Origin of the sequence: Stenotrophomonas maltophilia (assembly GCF_001274595.1) — a bacterium.
Classification (GTDB): Bacteria; Pseudomonadota; Gammaproteobacteria; order Xanthomonadales; family Xanthomonadaceae; genus Stenotrophomonas; species Stenotrophomonas forensis.
In genome coordinates, this window is the sequence record NZ_CP011010.1 from 2,409,143 (window position 1) to 2,426,639 (window position 17,497).

At 61.3% G+C, this 17,497-nt stretch carries 16 protein-coding genes and 1 pseudogene; 8 read left to right on the forward strand and 9 right to left on the reverse strand.

The features are described from left to right. Window positions 1–18: 18 nt before the first annotated feature. From merA to merT, 3 genes are read right to left on the reverse strand one after another with little or no spacing between them, the layout of a single operon-like run. Complete coding sequence (gene merA / locus VN11_RS11150) at window positions 19–1,713, reverse strand: mercury(II) reductase (RefSeq protein WP_053449755.1); 1,695 nt, start codon at window positions 1,711–1,713, stop codon at window positions 19–21. A gap of 10 nt (window positions 1,714–1,723) precedes the next feature. Beyond that, entirely contained in the window at window positions 1,724–2,002 is a 279-nt protein-coding gene (gene merP / locus VN11_RS11155; protein ID WP_012480190.1) for a mercury resistance system periplasmic binding protein MerP, read from the reverse strand. Between the two features lie 12 nt (window positions 2,003–2,014). Beyond that, window positions 2,015–2,365 (reverse strand): mercuric ion transporter MerT, encoded by a 351-nt coding sequence (gene merT, locus VN11_RS11160; protein WP_019183730.1) that lies wholly within the window; start codon window positions 2,363–2,365, stop codon window positions 2,015–2,017. A gap of 74 nt (window positions 2,366–2,439) precedes the next feature. Here merT and merR point away from each other — a divergent pair, with 74 nt between their 5' ends. From merR to VN11_RS21835, 3 genes are all read left to right on the forward strand, one after another. Continuing rightward, on the forward strand, window positions 2,440–2,847 hold the full coding sequence (gene merR / locus VN11_RS11165) for an Hg(II)-responsive transcriptional regulator (protein WP_053449756.1): 408 nt from the start codon (window positions 2,440–2,442) through the stop codon (window positions 2,845–2,847). A 193-nt stretch (window positions 2,848–3,040) separates the two neighbouring features. Then, window positions 3,041–3,976 (forward strand): IS3 family transposase, encoded by a 936-nt coding sequence (locus tag VN11_RS11170; protein WP_265349058.1) that lies wholly within the window; start codon window positions 3,041–3,043, stop codon window positions 3,974–3,976. A 316-nt stretch (window positions 3,977–4,292) separates the two neighbouring features. Next, on the forward strand, window positions 4,293–4,703 hold the full coding sequence (locus tag VN11_RS21835) for a DNA-binding protein (RefSeq protein ID WP_080047697.1): 411 nt from the start codon (window positions 4,293–4,295) through the stop codon (window positions 4,701–4,703). Window positions 4,704–5,169: 466 nt separating this feature from the next. Here VN11_RS21835 and VN11_RS11175 read toward each other — a convergent pair whose 3' ends face one another. From VN11_RS11175 to VN11_RS11190, 5 genes and pseudogenes are all read right to left on the reverse strand, one after another. After that, complete coding sequence (locus VN11_RS11175) at window positions 5,170–5,985, reverse strand: hypothetical protein (RefSeq protein ID WP_053449757.1); 816 nt, start codon at window positions 5,983–5,985, stop codon at window positions 5,170–5,172. Window positions 5,986–7,102: 1,117 nt separating this feature from the next. Beyond that, window positions 7,103–7,216: pseudogene (locus VN11_RS22725) on the reverse strand (arsenical resistance protein ArsH); the annotation flags it as partial. 52 nt (window positions 7,217–7,268) lie between these two features. Then, the gene (locus tag VN11_RS11180) at window positions 7,269–7,646 is read right to left on the reverse strand and encodes a hypothetical protein (protein WP_148564965.1); all 378 of its coding nucleotides are present in this window, start codon (window positions 7,644–7,646) and stop codon (window positions 7,269–7,271) included. Window positions 7,647–7,664: 18 nt separating this feature from the next. Further along, on the reverse strand, window positions 7,665–7,886 hold the full coding sequence (locus VN11_RS22275; RefSeq protein ID WP_148564966.1) for a hypothetical protein: 222 nt from the start codon (window positions 7,884–7,886) through the stop codon (window positions 7,665–7,667). A 374-nt stretch (window positions 7,887–8,260) separates the two neighbouring features. Further along, on the reverse strand, window positions 8,261–9,295 hold the full coding sequence (locus VN11_RS11190; protein ID WP_053449760.1) for a hypothetical protein: 1,035 nt from the start codon (window positions 9,293–9,295) through the stop codon (window positions 8,261–8,263). Window positions 9,296–9,462: 167 nt separating this feature from the next. Here VN11_RS11190 and VN11_RS11195 point away from each other — a divergent pair, with 167 nt between their 5' ends. Both VN11_RS11195 and VN11_RS11200 read left to right on the forward strand, forming a co-directional pair. Then, window positions 9,463–10,368 carry a site-specific integrase gene (locus VN11_RS11195; RefSeq protein ID WP_238581789.1) on the forward strand — a complete coding sequence of 302 codons (906 nt, stop codon included), beginning with the start codon at window positions 9,463–9,465 and terminating at the stop codon, window positions 10,366–10,368. Window positions 10,369–10,524: 156 nt separating this feature from the next. Continuing rightward, window positions 10,525–13,488, forward strand: coding sequence for a hypothetical protein (locus VN11_RS11200; RefSeq protein ID WP_148564967.1), 2,964 nt, complete (start codon window positions 10,525–10,527; stop codon window positions 13,486–13,488). Between the two features lies 1 nt (window position 13,489). On the opposite strand, the gene VN11_RS11205 is transcribed toward VN11_RS11200, so the two are convergent. After that, complete coding sequence (locus tag VN11_RS11205; RefSeq protein ID WP_053449762.1) at window positions 13,490–14,410, reverse strand: WYL domain-containing protein; 921 nt, start codon at window positions 14,408–14,410, stop codon at window positions 13,490–13,492. 165 nt (window positions 14,411–14,575) lie between these two features. Between VN11_RS11205 and VN11_RS11210 the strand changes: the two genes are divergently transcribed. The 3 genes from VN11_RS11210 (at window position 14,576) to VN11_RS11220 (ending at window position 16,736) form a co-directional block, all read left to right on the forward strand. Continuing rightward, complete coding sequence (locus tag VN11_RS11210) at window positions 14,576–14,803, forward strand: YegP family protein (RefSeq protein WP_053449763.1); 228 nt, start codon at window positions 14,576–14,578, stop codon at window positions 14,801–14,803. A 167-nt stretch (window positions 14,804–14,970) separates the two neighbouring features. Continuing rightward, on the forward strand, window positions 14,971–15,606 hold the full coding sequence (locus VN11_RS11215; RefSeq protein ID WP_053449764.1) for a hypothetical protein: 636 nt from the start codon (window positions 14,971–14,973) through the stop codon (window positions 15,604–15,606). Further along, a complete protein-coding gene (locus tag VN11_RS11220) occupies window positions 15,603–16,736 on the forward strand; it encodes a hypothetical protein (RefSeq protein ID WP_053449765.1) in 1,134 nt (377 codons plus the stop codon). The genes VN11_RS11215 and VN11_RS11220 overlap by 4 nt, the downstream gene beginning before the upstream one ends. Window positions 16,737–17,497 lie beyond the last annotated feature (761 nt).

Genomic DNA, 17,497 nt, shown 5'->3' on the forward strand with positions numbered 1-17,497 from the left:
AGGTAAGAGGCCCAGCCACTACCCCGCGCAACAGGACAGTTGCTTTACGTCCTTGGTGAAGGTTTGTGCCGCGAGTTTCAGCCCCTCGACCATCGTCAGGTAGGGGAATAACTGGTCGGCCAACTCTCGCACCGTCATGCGGTTGCGAATCGCCAGTACTGCGGTTTGGATCAGCTCGCCTGCTTCCGGGGCTACCGCTTGCACGCCGATCAGTCGTCCCGAACCGGCCTCCGAAACCAGCTTGATGAAACCGCGCGTGTCGAAGTTAACCAGCGCCCGGGGCACGTTGTCGAGCGTCAGCGTGCGGCTGTCGGTCTCGATACCGTCGTGGTGCGCTTCGGCTTCGCTGTAGCCCACGGTGGCGACCTGCGGGTCGGTGAACACCACCGCCGGCATCGCCGTCAGATCCAGCGTCGCATTGCCACCCGTCATGTTGATTGCAGCGCGGGTGCCGGCCGCCGCCGCGACGTAGACGAACTGCGGCTGGTCAGTGCAGTCGCCGGCGGCATAGATGTGCGGCACGGTAGTGCGCATCGCGTGGTCGATGGTGATGGCGCCTTGCGCATTGACCACCACACCGGCCGCGTCGAGGTTGAGCGTGCGGGTGTTTGGGGTGCGGCCGGTGGCGAACAACAGCCGGTCGGCATGCAGTTCGCCGCGTTCGGTGGTGAGCGCGAATTCCCCATCCTCATAGGCGACCTGGCTGGCCTGGGTGTGGTCCAGCACTTCGATGCCTTCGGCGCGGAACACGGCCGTGATGGCCTCGCCAATGGCGGGGTCTTCGCGAAAGAACAGTGTGCTGCGCGCCAGCATGGTCACCTTGCTGCCCAGCCGGGCAAAGGCCTGCGCGAGTTCGACGGCCACCACCGACGAGCCGATCACGGCCAGCCGATCGGGGATCGTGTCGCTGGCCAGCGCTTCGGTCGACGTCCAGAAGGGCGTGTCTTTCAAGCCCGGGATCGGTGGAATCGCCGGACTGGCCCCGGTGGCGATGAGGCAGCGGTCGAAACTCACCTCGCGCATCCCGTCGTCAGCGGTTGCCACGGTCAGCGTGTGCGCATCCTTGAATCGGGCATCGCCGCGCAGCACGGTGATGGTCGGGGTGCTCGTCAGGATGCCTTCGTACTTGGCGTGGCGCAGTTCATCGACGCGCCCCTGCTGCTGAGCCAGCAAGCGCTTGCGCAGAATCTTCGGCGAGGCGGCGGCAATGCCGTCATCGAACGGACTCTCGCGACGCAGATGCGCAATGTGGGCAGCGCGGATCATGATCTTGGACGGCACACATCCGACGTTGACGCAGGTGCCGCCGAGAGTGCTGCGCTCGATCAGCGTCACACGCGCCCCTTGCTCGACGGCCTTCAACGCCGCCGCCATCGCCGCGCCGCCGCTGCCGATCACGGCCACGTGCAGTGCAGCCTCATCGTCCTCGCGCTTTGGTTCGCCGCCCAGCCGCTCTTGTGCATTGTTCAGCAGGTCGCTGGGTTGCCCCGGCGCATCGGCAAGCTGCGCTCGGTAACCGAGTGCGGATACCGCCGCGACCAGCGAGGTCACGTCCGCGGCGGTACCTACGCTGGCCTCAATCTCGGCCCGGCGCTGTGGGTAGGACACTGAGGCCGAACGCACGCCGGGCACCTTTTCCAAGGTCTGCTTGACGTGCTCGGCGCACGACCCGCAGGTCATGCCATCGATGTGCAGCGTGATCGCCTCGGTCATGAGCGTGTGCTCACTTCTTGACGGTAGACGGGTAGCCGGCGTTCTCGGTGGCTTTGGTCAACGCGGCCGGAGTGGTCTTGGCATCGTCGTAGGTTACCACCGCCTCCTTGGGCTCCCAGGTCACCTTGGCCTCGATGACGCCTTCGACCTTGGTCAGCGCCTTCTTGACCGTGATCGGACAGGTGGCGCAGGTCATGCTCGGCACCGACAGCGTGACGGTTTTGGTGGCGGCCCAGGCGGGAGCGCTGAGGGCAACGGTCAGAGCGAGCAATGCGACGAGTTTCTTCATGGCAATCTCCTTTCAGTAGAACAGGGGCATGAGGTAGGGGAACACGAGCGCGATCAGCACCAGGGCGGTGACGATCCAGAAGATCACCTTGTAGGCCGTCCGCACCTGGGGCACGGCGCATGCGTCGTCCGGCGCGCAGGCGCGAGCCGGCCGGAAGATGCGACGCCACGCGAAGAACAGCGCCACGAGCGCCACGCCAATGAAGATCGGCCGGTACGGTTCCAGCGCGGTCAAGTTGCCGATCCAGGCGCCGGAGAAACCCAGCGTGATCAGCACCAGCGGACCGAGGCAGCAGGTCGAGGCGAGGATGGCGGCGAGGCCACCGGCGGCCAGTGCACCGCGGCCGTTGCTGGGGTCTGCCATGTGAGGGATCTCCTTCCGAGACGTTGCGTGATGCGCTAAGGTTACTTCCGTAGTCAAGTACGGAGTCAAGCGCGATGGTGAACGATCCGCAAACACTGACCATCGGGGCTTTCGCCAAGGCCGCTGGGGTCAACGTGGAGACCATCCGGTTCTATCAGCGCAAGGGGTTATTGCCAGAACCAGGTCGGCCCATCGGCAGTATTCGCCGCTACGGATCGGCGGACGTGGCGCGGGTGCGTTTCGTGAAATCCGCCCAGCGGCTGGGGTTCAACCTGGACGAAGTCGGCCAACTCCTACAGCTTGAGGACGGCACTCACTGCAGCGAAGCCGCCGAGCTGGCTGCGCTCCAGCTCACCGACGTGCGCACCAAGATGGCGGACCTGACGCGAATCGAAGCGGTGCTGTCACGGTTGGTCAACGAGTGCCATGCGCAGCGAGGCACTGTGTCGTGCCCGCTGATCGATTCTCTGCACGGGAGCTAGGCGCGTGGCTTAACCCGGTTTTCCGTTCCACTGCGCCTCAAACCCCAGTTCGAGCCGGGGGCAAGGTGACCTGCCACTGATTGTTTCCTTGCACCGACATGCGCCAGACAAAGCCCACACTGAAGGCTAAAAGCGCGTAAGCCTTGCGATACCAGAAACCTACCGAACGAGAGCTGTCAGACAAGAAGGGCTAGTGCGGTCTTCCCACACTAAAATCCGGATACCCAAAAAAAGCCGCGGCGTACTTCGCCAAGGGATGACGGCGAAGTACGCTTTCATGCGTGAGCACTTGGGCGAGTTCAGGCTGACGGCCATGTGTCGAGTGCTTGGGGTTAACCGCAGTGGCTACTACGCATGGGCGGGCAATTCGGGCAGGCCGCGTCGTCGTGAGGATGATCGTCTGCGCGGCCTTATCAAGCACGCGTGGTTGGCAAGCGGGACGGTGTACGGCTACCGCAAGATCACCCGGGAACTTCGTGAGGCCGGTGAACGTTGCAGCCGCCATCGTGTTCGACGTCTGATGAAGGCAGAGGGCATAAGGGCAGAAATTGGCTACGGCACCAAGCCGCGCCATCGAGGCGGTCCGCCTGGGATGGTTGAAAACGTCGTCAATCGCGACTTTTCGCCCGCTGCACCAAACAAGGTGTGGGTCACTGACATAACATACATCCGCACCTACGAGGGCTGGACTTTCCTGGCAGTGATCGTCGACCTTTACTCACGGCAAGTGGTTGGCTGGGCGATGCAGTCCCAGATGACCACCGACCTTGTGCTGCAGGCACTGGTATCGGCGGTGTGGAAGCGAAAGCCTGCTGCGGGCCTGATCATCCACTCTGACCAAGGCAGCCAGTTCACGAGCAGCGACTGGCTATCGTTGCTGAAGCAGAATGGCATGGTTCCAAGCATGAGTCGGCGTGGAAACTGCCATGACAATGCGGTGGCTGAGAGCTTTTTCAGTGCACTGAAGAAGGAGCGGATCAAGCGACTGATCTACCCGACCCGGGACGAGGCGCGCTCGGATGTATTCAATTACATCGAGATGTTTTACAACCCAATCCGACGCCACGGTTCCGCTGGCAACCTGGCCCCTGTAGAGTTTGAACGGCGCTACGCGCAAGGCGGCTCATGAATGTCTACGGAAGTCTGGCCGGTCCAGAGCCAGTGCGCGACGCAGCTCACTGCAGGTCGCAACCTGAGGTGTTTTCAAGAATTCTAACCCTAGCTGTTGGGCCCAGCACCTCCTACTGCCTGGCCACACACTGCATGATTGCCAGAAAGTGCGGGCAGCATGGCTGCATTGGAGAACTATCAAGTGATACCCCCGGGCTCTGCCATCTCTTGCAGCCTCGGCGAGCAGCATGTAGCCATCTGAATACGCACTGAGGGCTTGCGAGCTCGGCTTAGGGGCGCACAATTGGACTGCATGCCACCTTTGGTACCCGCACATGCCTGACTCAGTCACGAAAGGCGAGGCTTTTGCAGCGATCGAGTCGCTTCTCGCCAACGGAAAGCCACCTCATCATTTGAATGTCCGCGCAGCCCTAGGAGGCCGCGGCAGTGGGCCAACACTAAGCCGGTTCGTAGCCGCGTGGTTTGCAGAACGAGCAGCATTGCTGGCAGGTCGGCCGAGCTCAGTTGCCGACATGGCTCTTGCTGATGTCATTGCAGCTCTTAAGAGCTTGGGGGAGCCAGATGCCCAAGGAAATGTTCTTGCAAATCTGCCGAGTGCATTTGAGAGAATTGGGCTAACCCTCGACCAACTGTTCATAGTCCTACACGCCTGGGAATCTGATTTGGAGCGACGGGAAGGCATCTTGGCCAAGACGAACACGACGCTGGCAAGCGAAATCACATAGCCAAGGACGGAATTGAACAGAGAAAAGCAAAAACTCAATTGGCGCAGAGGTACAGCCTTAGTTGGCCCGTCAATAGGAGTACAAATTCACTTGGCGCAGAGGTACAGCCTTAGTTGGCCCGTCAGTCCGACCCTGCAAGGGCGGCCGAGGGTAGAATTCACCGATCCATCAATCGGTTAGCGAAGATCTGGCCGTGTTCGTAACGATTCCCTGCCAACCCTCGAGTTGGCCAAGGAGGTGACTGTATTGGCCATCACCCATCGATGGAGCGTTGTGACCGCAGCCGATCAGGTCATCGACCTTGTGGGGGATCGAAACCAGACTTCGTCATGCTGAACTACGTTCACTGGAAAACCGACAACAAGGTCGGCAACGCGCAGGGGCCGGATTCCGGCAACACTGTGGGCGTGCGAGCGCAGGTTTCGTTCTGATCTGGCTCTCGATCTACAAAGCAGACGACGTCCGATCAAGGAAACGGAAAAGGGAAGAGGTCCAAATTCTCTGGGTACTTGTCAGCGAACACGAACTGACGCCACGCGCGGAATGCGGACTCTGTAGGGTTGTCCACGACTTTTGTAGCGGTATGGTGCGCAGCACTTATTTCCTCCGGAGTTGCTGACGCCGCTACCAACGTGGATGCGAGTCTGGCTATCCGCTGTGATCGCTCCATTGAGGAAATCTTCTCCGTGATCCTCTCCTCAAAAAGTTGGACAAAACAGCTTCTGTGCGTTGTAAAAAAATAGTTCCGCTTGGAAGCCCCGAACGAATTAAGAGCCCACATTGCCTTGGTGAGGGAGCGGGTCTTGCAGAACTCGATATAGAATTCCGTATAGTCATTCAGAAGAACGTCTTCTTCAATCTCCTCTGGCGGACCAACCAAAGCGAAGAAAGGAGCACGGGCGGTATTGAGAACAGTTCGTGCCATGTGACCACCTGAGCAGGCGGCGACAGTCACCACCAGCCATCCCTTCATCATGTCATTGATCTTGGCCAACGGTACCGAGAGATCGGGCCAATCGATCAAGTCGTCATTCGTAAGTTGGAGCCCGTACTGGTTGCCGTGGGCCTCGATATGAAGTACTGGGTGATTTCCAGCAGCTGCTGACTGGAGTACATCATTCAAGCAGTCACTGAACTCCTTCAGGCTTTTCGGGGTGAGAAGCTTGACCTGAAGCTGCCTCGTGAGGGCTGCGTCGCTATTTTTTATCTTGCTGGACAAGAGGCTGCCGGTGGTCCGGTCACCCGGTCTCAGCGACTCAATAATCCATATCTCAGCCCCCATAACGTCCCCTTTTGATGTGGAGTCTCATCAATTTTCGCGAGTACGTTACCAGCAGAGTAGGGCGCCGGTACAGGAGACATCTCATGGCCGGCGGCATTACCGAATCTGGTGTTCACGCCGCCGCCGATGAGTTGCTGGCCAAGTGCGAGTACCCAACCGTCGAGCAGATCCGGGCTCACTTGGCGGGACTCGCCGACCAACATGACCCTCTGGCTGGTGACCTGGTGAAACCGACCATCAAGAGCTTGCTGAGTGAACAGTTGCTGGCTGCCCGGCGTGATGCACTGAGGATCAGATCCGTTTGCAGATCTCATGGCTCGCCGAGCAACGGGACACCGGGCTTCGGAGAGCCGATCGAGCCGAGGCAGCGAGACAGCAATTTGGCGTGCGGCTCCCCGCGGCCCTGGAGACAGCAAAATCTGAGCGGGAAGGCTGGACCAAGTACGTCAGATCTGTCGAGAATCGGACGTGAAGCGGTGTTGGTAGCGCGCGGCCAGAGATGGAGGTACTCCTGACGCAGCCAAGCAGGACATCCGAACGACACAGGGGCCTTGAGAAACAGCTGCGCCAAGAGATCGAAGCTGCCCAATCAGCGGACACCACGGCCAGGTGGCGGCCGGGCCAAGATGCTTGGAACATAATATACATTATGCGAAATGCTGTATCAGCCCGTCGTTGGCCTTGTCGCCCCTGCTGGCTCCCCCGACAAGGATGAGCTTGCTGACGAAGCAGGTAAATCTGTTACCTAGCGCCATGTACGGGTGTTACTAGTTCGAACGCAACGGAGTGCTTCAGTCGCTGGACCGTGGCTCCTGGCGATCCATTGAGCGGCGCAACTAAGATTGTACTTTTTTGCCCTGACTCCGCAGCTCGATCTCGCGCCTGGACAGGCTATCCTCTCGGCGCCGCAGGTCTGCTTCCCAAGCACTGAGCAGATCTATGAGTCTTCGCCAAGGACTATCTACCGGGATTGTGCCTGCCGCCAATGCCGGCGTACCCAAACCATCCGGCCGGAGCGATCGATGCTCATCCGCGCCCTCAGGTTCAGCGTTCGGCGGCGTCACCATCAGATGGCCAAACTGGGCGTAGAACGCATCGATGTACTGCTTTAGCGTGGGGCCCGAGCCGCGCCCGCCGAGTTCTTGTCGAAGAAGGTGCGGCCTTGGGTTGGGCGTACGCTCCCCTCTTCCAGCGGCAGCCAGTCAATCTGGTTCTTAAACACGGCGGTCAAAAGGCAGGCCGCAGCATGCGCCGGGCCACGCGCCCGGCAGGACCGTCTAGCCTTAGTCTGGAAAACGCCAGTGGGCCAACTTGTTGCGCACCAGATAGTCGGCCAACGCCAATCCATCGCCGGTAAGGTGCGCGCCACTGATCAATGCACTGCCTTGGTTGGGTTCGAAGTAGATGATCGCCCCCAGCTCGTCGGCGAACTCCTTGATCAGCGCAGTAGCGAGCCCGATTCTGCCGTAGCCTTCGGCCACTTCGATATTGGTGACAAGAAAGCGCTCGTCATCCTCATCGAGGACCTGAAATTGTGCGTGTCCGACTTGCGTACCTTGTTGATCAAAGGCGGTGGCGGTATGCACCACGTCACAAGCCTCCAGGCGCACCTTGGTTCCGCCGCGAAGCGTGATGGTGTTCGAAGAATCGTCGGTAGTCATCATAGGTACTCGTCGAGATCAAGGAAGGAGCGATGGTAAGCGGTGAGGGTCGCCGCCGGCCAGATGGCGCTGCACGATCTGCATCAGTCGCGCCAGTCCGGCGCTTCGTTCCACGCCATACCAGTCGGAGCGGGCCGCCTCCAACTGCGCTTCCAATCCGCTGTTGAGGGTGCGCAGCTCTTCCAGCTGAACCGCAGCGTTGTGCTGCTCCGAGGGCGTATCAGCATTGCGGCGGCTCAAGCGCTTTGCGTTGGATCCATGCGCTGATCAGGCCTGAAATCCGTGACGCCAGTGCAGACGATTCTTCGGAGGTCAGGTTGTCTGCGGTGAATCTGTACTTGGCGAGTCCTTGCATCTGCGTCCCCTGCTGTTATGGCATTGTGCCGGTCACTTCCTGTGCCTGACGCGGAACGATCGCCGTGGATGTCCCGCGCGGTGCGCGCCTGGCCGCATGCATGGAGGGCATGGGTGGCATTGGTTGTTAACGGCGCCCGCTGCGATATTGAGAGTCACTGGGATGCCCAGTCCAGTGGGCAACTGGGCTGGGCTCAGCGCGCACCGATTGCCGTGGGCGCCGGCGCCCCTGCCGGCGCCCCACGGATGCGGTCAGCCGCCTACACCGCCAGCAGGGGCTGCACGAAACGCACGCCGAACTGATCCAGCCGTCGGTAGATCGTTCGCAGCAAGACCGTCTTCACCGTATTGAGGTCGACCCTGTGGGTGCCTTCCTGTCCGTTGGGGTACAGGTCGCACAGCCACATCCCATCGACAAAGTTGCCACCCATCTCTCCTTCGCGGTAGTCCGGACCGTGCACGCCGTAGCCCGGCTCGACCACATAGTGCCAGCCTTGCTGTCGCGGCAGGCGGAAGGGGAACGAGCCGGCGCCAAGGCGCGTGAGGATCTGCGGACTCAGCCGGATCACGATCCGGTAGCCCCCCTCTGTATACCCTTCCGGCCAGTAGATATGGCAGTGCACACCCGGTGCGACAATGGCCAGCAGGCTGCGCGACAAAGCCGCGGTGACATTGCGGCGGCACTGCGTGTCGTCCTGCTGGTCCTGCGCCGAGTAGATGAACAGTCCGCCGGTCCACGTCGCATCCTTGAGCTTGGCCACCAGCGTGTTGCGCCCGCGCGCCTTGGCCTGCGGGCGCAAGTTGGGCTTTTCCAACGGCGCACGATGCCAGTGGGCCGAATCGACGCGGAAGTTTTCCACGCCCTTGCCGGAGAAGAACTCCGGCAGGATGATGAAAAGATCAGTCGCCACGGTCTGCGGATCGACCCCCCGCAGCTGCGCCGACACGTCGTAGGGTACATCCAGATATTTTTCGGGCCGCTGCCGCTGGCTCGGGTACTGGGTGATGTCCAGGTCCAAGCGGACCCCCAGCGCAATCGACCAGAGCGCCTGCGCGGTATCCCATGAGCCGGTCAGTCCGGCCATGCGTTCGGCAAATGCGAGATAGTCGAAGCGATCGGCCCGCCACTGCGGGTTGTGCAGTAATTGTTGTTCCCAGCCAGCTACGGTGCCCAGCCCCATGCCGCGTACCACGGCCTCACGAAGCTGGCGAAGATTGACCTTAAAGTAAGGGGACGCGGCGCTGCGGAGCTGGTCCGCAAAGTCGTACACGCCCGTGCTGTCTGCAACAAGCATAGATGTTCTCCTAAGTTGCAATCGAAGTACTGTCCAGGCTACGGCTTCTTCGTGGACACTCCGAATACAACGGGAGGACGCAGAAGTGGATCTTGGAGTCCGTAGCAGCTCAGGTGGATTGCTCCGCCTCGGGCTATTGCCCGGCCCCGACTTTGAGACGCCACATCGTGAAAGTCAAGCGCATCGACTGCACCGCGATTGCAGTGCGCGGTGGCCATCGGATCGGCAGGTGCGGGCCGCGCGGGCCGATGGCAGATCTGCGCGCGGGTCATGGCATTCGCTACTGGTGCCGGGAGCCGATCCGGCGCGGTGGCGCGCTAGGCGCGCGCATCGTCGCGGGGGAAGCCACCCCCAGTAGGCGGCATTGCCGCGCCGGTGGGTGTTGCCGGTTCGGGTTGGCCACCGCGTCATCGCTACAGTTGCGCCAGCTGTTGGCCAGCGCCCGCCGCAGCGCGCATAAGCATGGCGAACGCCCGCAGAAGAAGGCGGCCATTACCCGGATCGAGCTGCAGGCGCTGCTGGTCACCGGCGGAAACGACCTAGCCGGCCTGCGCGATCGCGCCCTGCTCTGCTTTGCCTTTGCCAGCGGCGGCCGCCGTCGCAGCGAAGTCGCCGCGGCCACGTTGGCGCATCTGCGCCCCCTGCCCGGGGGGGGCTTCGTCTATCGACTGGACCAGGGCAAGACGCTGCAGGACGGCCCCAAGGTTGGCGGCAGCCCTGATAAGCCGCTCCTGGGCGCGGCCGCGACCGCGTTGCAGGTGTGGCTGGACGCCGCGCAGCTCACCGAAGGGGCGCTGTTTCGCCGAGTGTGGGGTAACCGGGTCGGCCCAGCACTGAGCGACCGTGCCATCGCCCTGATCATCCAGCGGCGCGCTAAGCAAGCCGGCCTAGATGGAGACTTCGGCGGACACAGCCTGCGCTCGGGTTTTATTACCGAAGGGGCGCGGCGAGGCGTGGCGTTGCCGGCCCTGATGGCGATGACCGACCACCGCTCTATCGCGAGCGTGACCGGCTACTACCAGTCGGGTGGAGCGCAATGCAATCCAGCGGCACACCTGTTGGAGGACGCTTAACTGGCCGTCGCTGGTAGCCCATTGAGGTAACTCGGCCGCTATGCACTGTCCTGCCATCGCCGTCGCAATGATCCCAAGCGTGTTGCGCCGTGTCGTGGCAGGTATGATGGGGCGTCGGTCACATTTTCGGGGGGGGGGAGTGTGGGTTGCGCTGATATGCAGGAAGCAGATGAGAGCGGTGGCAAGACTGCAGCCGCACCGGAACAGGCGAAGCTCGCGCCGGAAGAACAGACAGTTGGACTGATTCTCCCGCTCTATGGCTACCATCAAGGACCTCACCCCCGGGCCGGTCGACACGTTGGTCTGCGCAGATCCCTGCGAACTGCAGTGGTTCTGGGCACGCTGGGTGATCAAACCGTGCTCGTCGCCGACGAGGAGGATGGGCGCGTCTACCGCACCTCCTCGGCCAGCTTGGTCACGGCTCGCCAGGCTGTTCGTCTAACACTTAGTGAGCACCTTGAGCTTGCCAAGCAATTGGCACTCAAGGGCAACCGCTATGGCATCTCCATCCTGGCGACCCACTTTCGCGGCATCAACGGCACTGCCTATGCCAGCCCGGCGGCCTTTGCTTGGTGTGTGCGAGCGATGTGCGAAGGCCACATGTTCAGAGGCGCAACCGCTGAGGTCGAGGCATGGATTCAGGCTCAGCTCGAGGCCACCCCCAATTCAGGCGACGACCACCCTCGTCCCGCACGGGGCGATGAGATCGAGCTGTGGTCTGGCAAGCCAGCGCAAGCGCAAGCGGCCACAGACGCGGCATTGCGCTCACTTGAAAGGGCACTGCAGCTCGGCGCCGGTTCCATTGCCCAAGCCGACGGAGACTTTGAGCTCCAGCGAACGTACGCGGATAGCCACAGCAGCAGACTGGCGACCGACGTTCAGTCCGGCCTTCAAGTGGTCGTACTGGGTCCCAGCAACCTCGAATCGGCAGAGGGATTTGTCGATGTGTTGTTTTTGGACAATCTCGAGGCATGCGCCCGTCATGCAAGCGGTCTAGGTTTCGGTGACGACACCATTGATCCGGGTTGGCTATGGGAAGTGGTCACCGACTCGGCGCGTCACGGCAAATCTCCGCTCCCGATCGCGCTCTGGCTGGCCGCCTCGGATATCGGCCCCTCCGGTCAAGCTGACGCAAGCTTGGAGCGATCCTTAACGCGGATCTTCGGCGCCGCATTTGCCGCCAGGCAGTGGGCGAACGATCGGCCTGCGCTCGCGCAGAAATGGCTACGGATCGCCCGAGAGTGCTGGCGATCTCTCCCTAAGGCGGAGCAATCGCGCGTCGCGGCCGCTATTCCTGAGCTGGTATCGTCGCTTTCGAAGCGGCGGGCTCCAGGCCCTGCCGCCCCACTCCGAGCCGCTTTCCGCGCAACGATCGATGGGCTGCTGACGCGACACCCGGTTCCTTCGATTGCGCGCGACAGGCCGCCTCCGCCGAGTGCTGCGGTCGAGATCGAGGGCATTGAAGCGGTTGATCTTGTGATCGAGGTCAATGCTGCTGCGCCTGTCATGGCAGTACCGCGAGCGAGCAACGCTCAGTCTCGCAGAAGGGTGGGCGCGGTTAAGTTTGGCAACTCACAGCGCGTCCTGCGCTTTGACTTGTCAGACCACGCACTGTTGGCTTCCGAATGGGCCTTGGTGGCGAAAGAGTCGGCCCATCTCGATGCGGTGACGTCGGCTCTCAGTTGGCTCGAGGGTCGAATGGGACTGAGCCTGCCTAAGACATGGCGAGAAGGGGCGCACGAGATTGAGCGCCAAGGCGTCACGCTTCAATTGGAGTCGGGTGACGGAATTTTTGCTTTCCGACTGGATCACCCTGATACGACCCACCCAACTCGGTGGTGGAGGATGGAGGCCACTGTCCTCGCGGGAATGGAGGGCATCGGCGGCATGGTGGGCGTTCGCCTAAGCGCACGTGACCTGGTGTCCCTTCCGGCGCCCTCTAGGACGGTTCCGGCTATTGTCCGTGAATGGGCCCGCTCGCCCGGGTTGGCTATCGCTGGTGCGCCCGCTGGAGCCCCTACATTCGTCCGTGATGAGGAGGGTCTGTCGCGTCTACTTGACGCCGTCCAAGACAGCGGTCGCGACGCACCTCTGTGGGTAGTGGCGGCTCGGTTTGAGCTGATCAAGCCGCTGCAGGCTCTGGCCAGGATGTATGTGGTTGAGCCGGCGATGTGGCCCCAGTATGCTGCCCGTTGCGGTTCGCTGGCTCCGAGCACGGTTCATGTGTTTCAAAAGGCTGGCGGTACCAGGGCGCACGTCGACATCAGCAAGGGACAGGGACTGGAGCAGCTTCGTGAGTTGACCCTCGAGGCCCGGCACCGCCCTGAGGTTCCTGCGTTTCGAGACATTCGGAACGCCATAGCCGAAGCTAGGTTGCGTGCGTTGGGCAATAGGAAAGACTCGGCGCTCAACGACGCCGTTCTTCCTCCGCCAACTCCAACCGCTGAAGACATTCGGGCTCTGATTTCCAGGGAAGTCAGGGACTATGAAGAGTTGCTGCAAGTGGCCGAAGACGAGCGAAACGCTGCGGTCGCAGACCGAGACTCCGCCCTGCACGATCTACAAACATCGACCGATGAGATAGTCGAGCTCAAGCGGCGCCTGCATAGCGCACAACTACGGCTGGGATCTGCAGCTCCCATTGATGAGCCGACAACAGAGCGGGCCGCGCCTCCGGCCACACTAGAGGGGCTCGCGGAGTGGGCAATCTCGCTGCGGCCTCGGGTGGTCTTTCCGGAGAAAACGCTCCGCTCCGCCAGTCGCGTGGCCCATAGCGAGACCGCGCTGATATATGCCTGCCTGGAACAACTGTCTGAAAGCTACTGGCGATCACGCTGGGCAGATGACGAAGCGAGTCGTCGCCAAGCGCGCGACGAGTGGGAGGAATTCCTGAAAGAGAATCGGCTTCGGTTGTCCGGCGTTGGTGTCATTGCAGCCCGCCACTTGGGCGAGTATCGAGGGATCGTGGGTGGGTCGACCTACACCATGGACATGCATGTTGCAGGCAGCAACGCCCACGATCCGCTCCGCTGCCTGCGGATCTACTGCTACGTCGATGAACCAAATCGAAGGGTGGTCGTAGGACATCTGCCCACGCATCTGACCAATGCCTTGACCTAGCTCAGCCACCCACAGCCAGGCCTTGACGATCTTCGCGCATCCATTGGGCGACTTCGTCGGGGTTCCCAACGATGACATGCTGCCGAGCCGCATCAGGTTGAATCTCGAGCGAATCGAGATTCAGATGGCGCAGCGTATAGAACAGCATCGCTTTTCGGCAGGGAAGAATCAGCGCGTCATCCTGCATCGCATAGTCCCGTGCCACCGCCGCCCGCTGGCTGGGCGTCAGCGCGGGGTGCGGGACTAGCTGAACCCCGACCTCCGTGAACCAGCCAATGTCGTTGCTTGGGTCGATCGCGTGGGAGGCGGCATGGATCGTGTGGATATCAAAGCGACCGATGGCGAAGTCCCGGAACATTAAGCGGGTGTGGCAGTAAGCCCGGACGTGCCATCTGAGGCCATCGTAGCCAAGCGCATGCGGGGAGATGCTCAGGTTGATGGGGGTGTCCTCGTCCATAGACTGATACCGGCCCTCCACCCTGCCACCGTCGCGGATGGCGCGCACCCACGTGGCGATCTCCGTTGCCGCAATCGGGCGTGCAGGGGTGCCGACAATGCCGGTCAACGGCACATAACCGATGAAGCTTTCATCGCGGGTTACCAGGCCGCGCTCCAGGCCATACAACTCGAATAGGTACTGGCTGGACGTTGCGCGGCCGCTGACCGGCAGAAAACCCGGCTGCGCCCGGTAGGCCCGTGCACTCGGGTCGTACTCCATGTTGCCTGGGGCGATCTTGACGTACTCGGCCAGGTCCGAAGACGCCTGGGGGACCGATATTCCAAAGAAATCAATAAGATCGCGCCGGTTCAAGCGGCCGTCGTATTGCAATCGTAGATCGATGAAGGCTATACGCCGCGCCTGCCCCCAACGCAGCGAATGGGTTTCTGAAGACATGGGCACCTCGATCTTGGGATGACTCACGATAGCATCCGTACAGAAACTTGACACGCATACAAACTACACGCATAGTAAATATGCGGGTGATGTTTAGCCTTGCTTCGACAACGCGCTACCCGCCCTTAAGCAGCCCCCGGGCTGCGTAGAGGATGGACCCAGCGCGTTCCAGCCAAGAAAGGAGAAGTGTTCATGCGTATTGAGATTTACCAGGATCGCGCCGGCGAATGGCGGTGGACGTTCTATGCCAGCAACGGCCGCAAGATTGCGGACTCCGGCGAAGGGTATGCGAGCGAGTACAACGCGGTGCGCGCTGCGCGGCGGCTGAAAGAGCTTGCCCCGAGCGCCCCGATCAAGCGGCCCGACGGCACCGTGTTGAACGAAAGTGCGCGCTCGGGCTTGGGGCCGGATCCGTTCTAGGACGGCAGCCCAGTCAGACCTGCGTAATCGCTGACCTCCTCCAGGTGCCAGAGCGAGCTTCGCCTTGGCACCTGGACGATTCCGTGGCGTTTCCCAACCCAATTGGGTGCGGGCCAGTCGCCCAGCAATCGCAGTGCCCTGCTCCTCTCACCGACGGAGATCGATCTATGGAACATGAGTACGCTGTCTTGGGCGGTTTCAACCGTGCCAATGTCGGCAAATGGGTTATGGGAGCCTCTGTCGGGCTGGCCGCAGCAGTGAGTGCCTTGGCCGGCCTGGTTGTGGCATTGGTTGTGGATTTCGGCGTGGAAATGCCGCGGCTGGTGCTCTGGCCGGTCACTGCCGGCTCGATCTATCTCCTGCTGTACGCGCTCTTTGACCGGTGGATGTGGCGGATACCGCGTCTCTCTAGGTGGTTACGCGTCCCCAACCTTTCTGGCACATGGATCTGCCACGGGCAAAGCCTGCATGCTTCCGACGACCGCCCGCTGCTGGCGTGGGAAGGCGAGGTCGAAATTGCACAGAGCTGGGACAAGATCCAGATTCGCCTGCGAACGCGCCAGTCCGTCTCCAAAAGCATGTCGGCCGCGCTCATTTATGACTGCACGGATGGCTACCGTGTCCTCTATAACTATCGCAACGACCCGGGCATCGGCGAGCCTGAACTCAAGGGGCATCGCGGTTGTGCGGAACTGCTGTTCCGCCCTGACCTGACCGCTGCCATCGGTGAGTACTTCAACGGCCACGGCCGCTACACCTACGGAACTCTCACCCTGACCCGAAAGGAAACCACGACACCATGAGTGCGGACATCAACAAACGTTTGCGTGCCCTCGACGCGCGGCGCCATGGCTTCGATCGGAGATCAGTCATCTTCGACTCTGCTTCCGGATTTGAGGCGCGGGCGCACCTGAGCGAGGCCTATCAGAAGCGTAGTAATGGGCACCATACGCGCTATGCACTGGGCGCCATGCAAGCGGTAGCCGCCAGCTACACCGCCCTGAGCATTGCCGAGGCCGAGCGTGTGCAAGCGCAAATTGCAACGCGATTGGATCGGGATGGGCTGAGCTGTACGTTCCGCCTGCAGGGCTCCGTTCCCGGCAACATCCATATCCGCGGTGTCAGTGATGTTGACTTCCTGGTCTTGGAGCAGCGATTCCATCACTACGATGCGACGGGGGTCTTGGCGCAGGCTGGGCACTACCGCAACCCGTACCGGCCGTCAGCCGTCGATACATTGCTCGATCTGCGTCACCGACTGGAGGCGGCGCTGAAGGATGCCTATCCGGCAGCGGAAGTCGACTGCGCAGGCGCCAAGGCCATCCAGCTCTCGGGTGGATCGCTGCGTCGGGAAGTTGATGTGGTGCCGGCCTCGTGGAATGACACCGCCGAGTATCAGCGGACACAAGCCGAGGATTTTCGGGGCGTCAACATCCTCGACAAACCCGCGCGTCAGTTGATCCACAATCTGCCCTTCCTGTATCTGCGACGCCTGCGCGAACGTGACGACGAAACGTGGGGCGGACTCAAAAAGGCCATTCGGCTTTGCAAAACACTGAAGGCAGACGCCATCAGCGACGGAAAGACGGTCGACATCAGCAGCTATGACATTGCCTCTGCGCTGTGGAACGCTGCTGCGGGCAGTCTGCAGGCGGGTATCGTTAAGGAGCTCAGCATCCTTGCGGCCACGACCGACTACTTCGTGTATCTGGTAGCCAATCCTGCTTACGCAGAGACGCTTCAGACCCCAGATGGGTCGCGTAAGGTATTTGACACCCAGGCCAAATTGGATGCCGCGGCGGTGCTCGCGCAGGAGCTGCTGGAGCTCTCTCGCGCCGTCAGTGACGAACATGCCCCGCGCACAGCGCACGCCAGCCTGCAACACGATTGGCTGAACACGCTCAAGGAAACTTCTGTGCCAGTTTTTGATTGAAAGCACGCCGTGTGGGAATGGAATCCCACGGGTCTGATCAGGTTGATCGCTGATGCCGCGCGATCAGCAACGAGTCACTCGACAACTGCGGGCATCGGGCGCGTGAGGTGGAATCCTCACGCTGGCGCCTTCGGTAGAAAAGTGTGCCGCGCACACGCCCCCCCGCCCCCACGAGAGGTCCGCGCTGTCGCAGATGACCGCTGTGGTCGTACGGAAGGATTCTAGCTGCTCTCTGAGGCAACTCTTCGCCACTCTTGGATGGACAAAGTGCAGCTGGAGCCGGCAAGGCTTTGGCCGGCGCCGGAGTTTGCCGGTTGATTTCGCCAGCCACGATAAATGTGCCAAGAATCATCAGAAGCAGCGTAGTCAGACCGAATCCACGAACAATGACGATCGGTAGAGGCTGCCCCTTAACACTCAATCGGTGACGGGCATAGATCAGGGCAGAGGCCATTCCGACGGAAAGTCCCAGCGCTGCGCATGCCCACGGGCCGATAACGCGCAAGACAGCTGGTGTGGAGCTGCGCATCACGATGAACGCTCCACCGAGCATTGCCAAGCCCAGCATGAGGCCCTTCATCAGCTCTAGAAAGTCCCGAAGTTCCTTCTCAAATTCATCGTCCTTAGTAGTCACCTTGGGAGCGACGCTGGAGTTGCCCTCGCGGCCTCGTGCAGTAGCGCTATTTGGTCGCTGACTCCCTCTTCTCTTCTTGCCCATTCGTTCTATTTCTTGAAGTGGAAGGATATACATTGGCCGATAT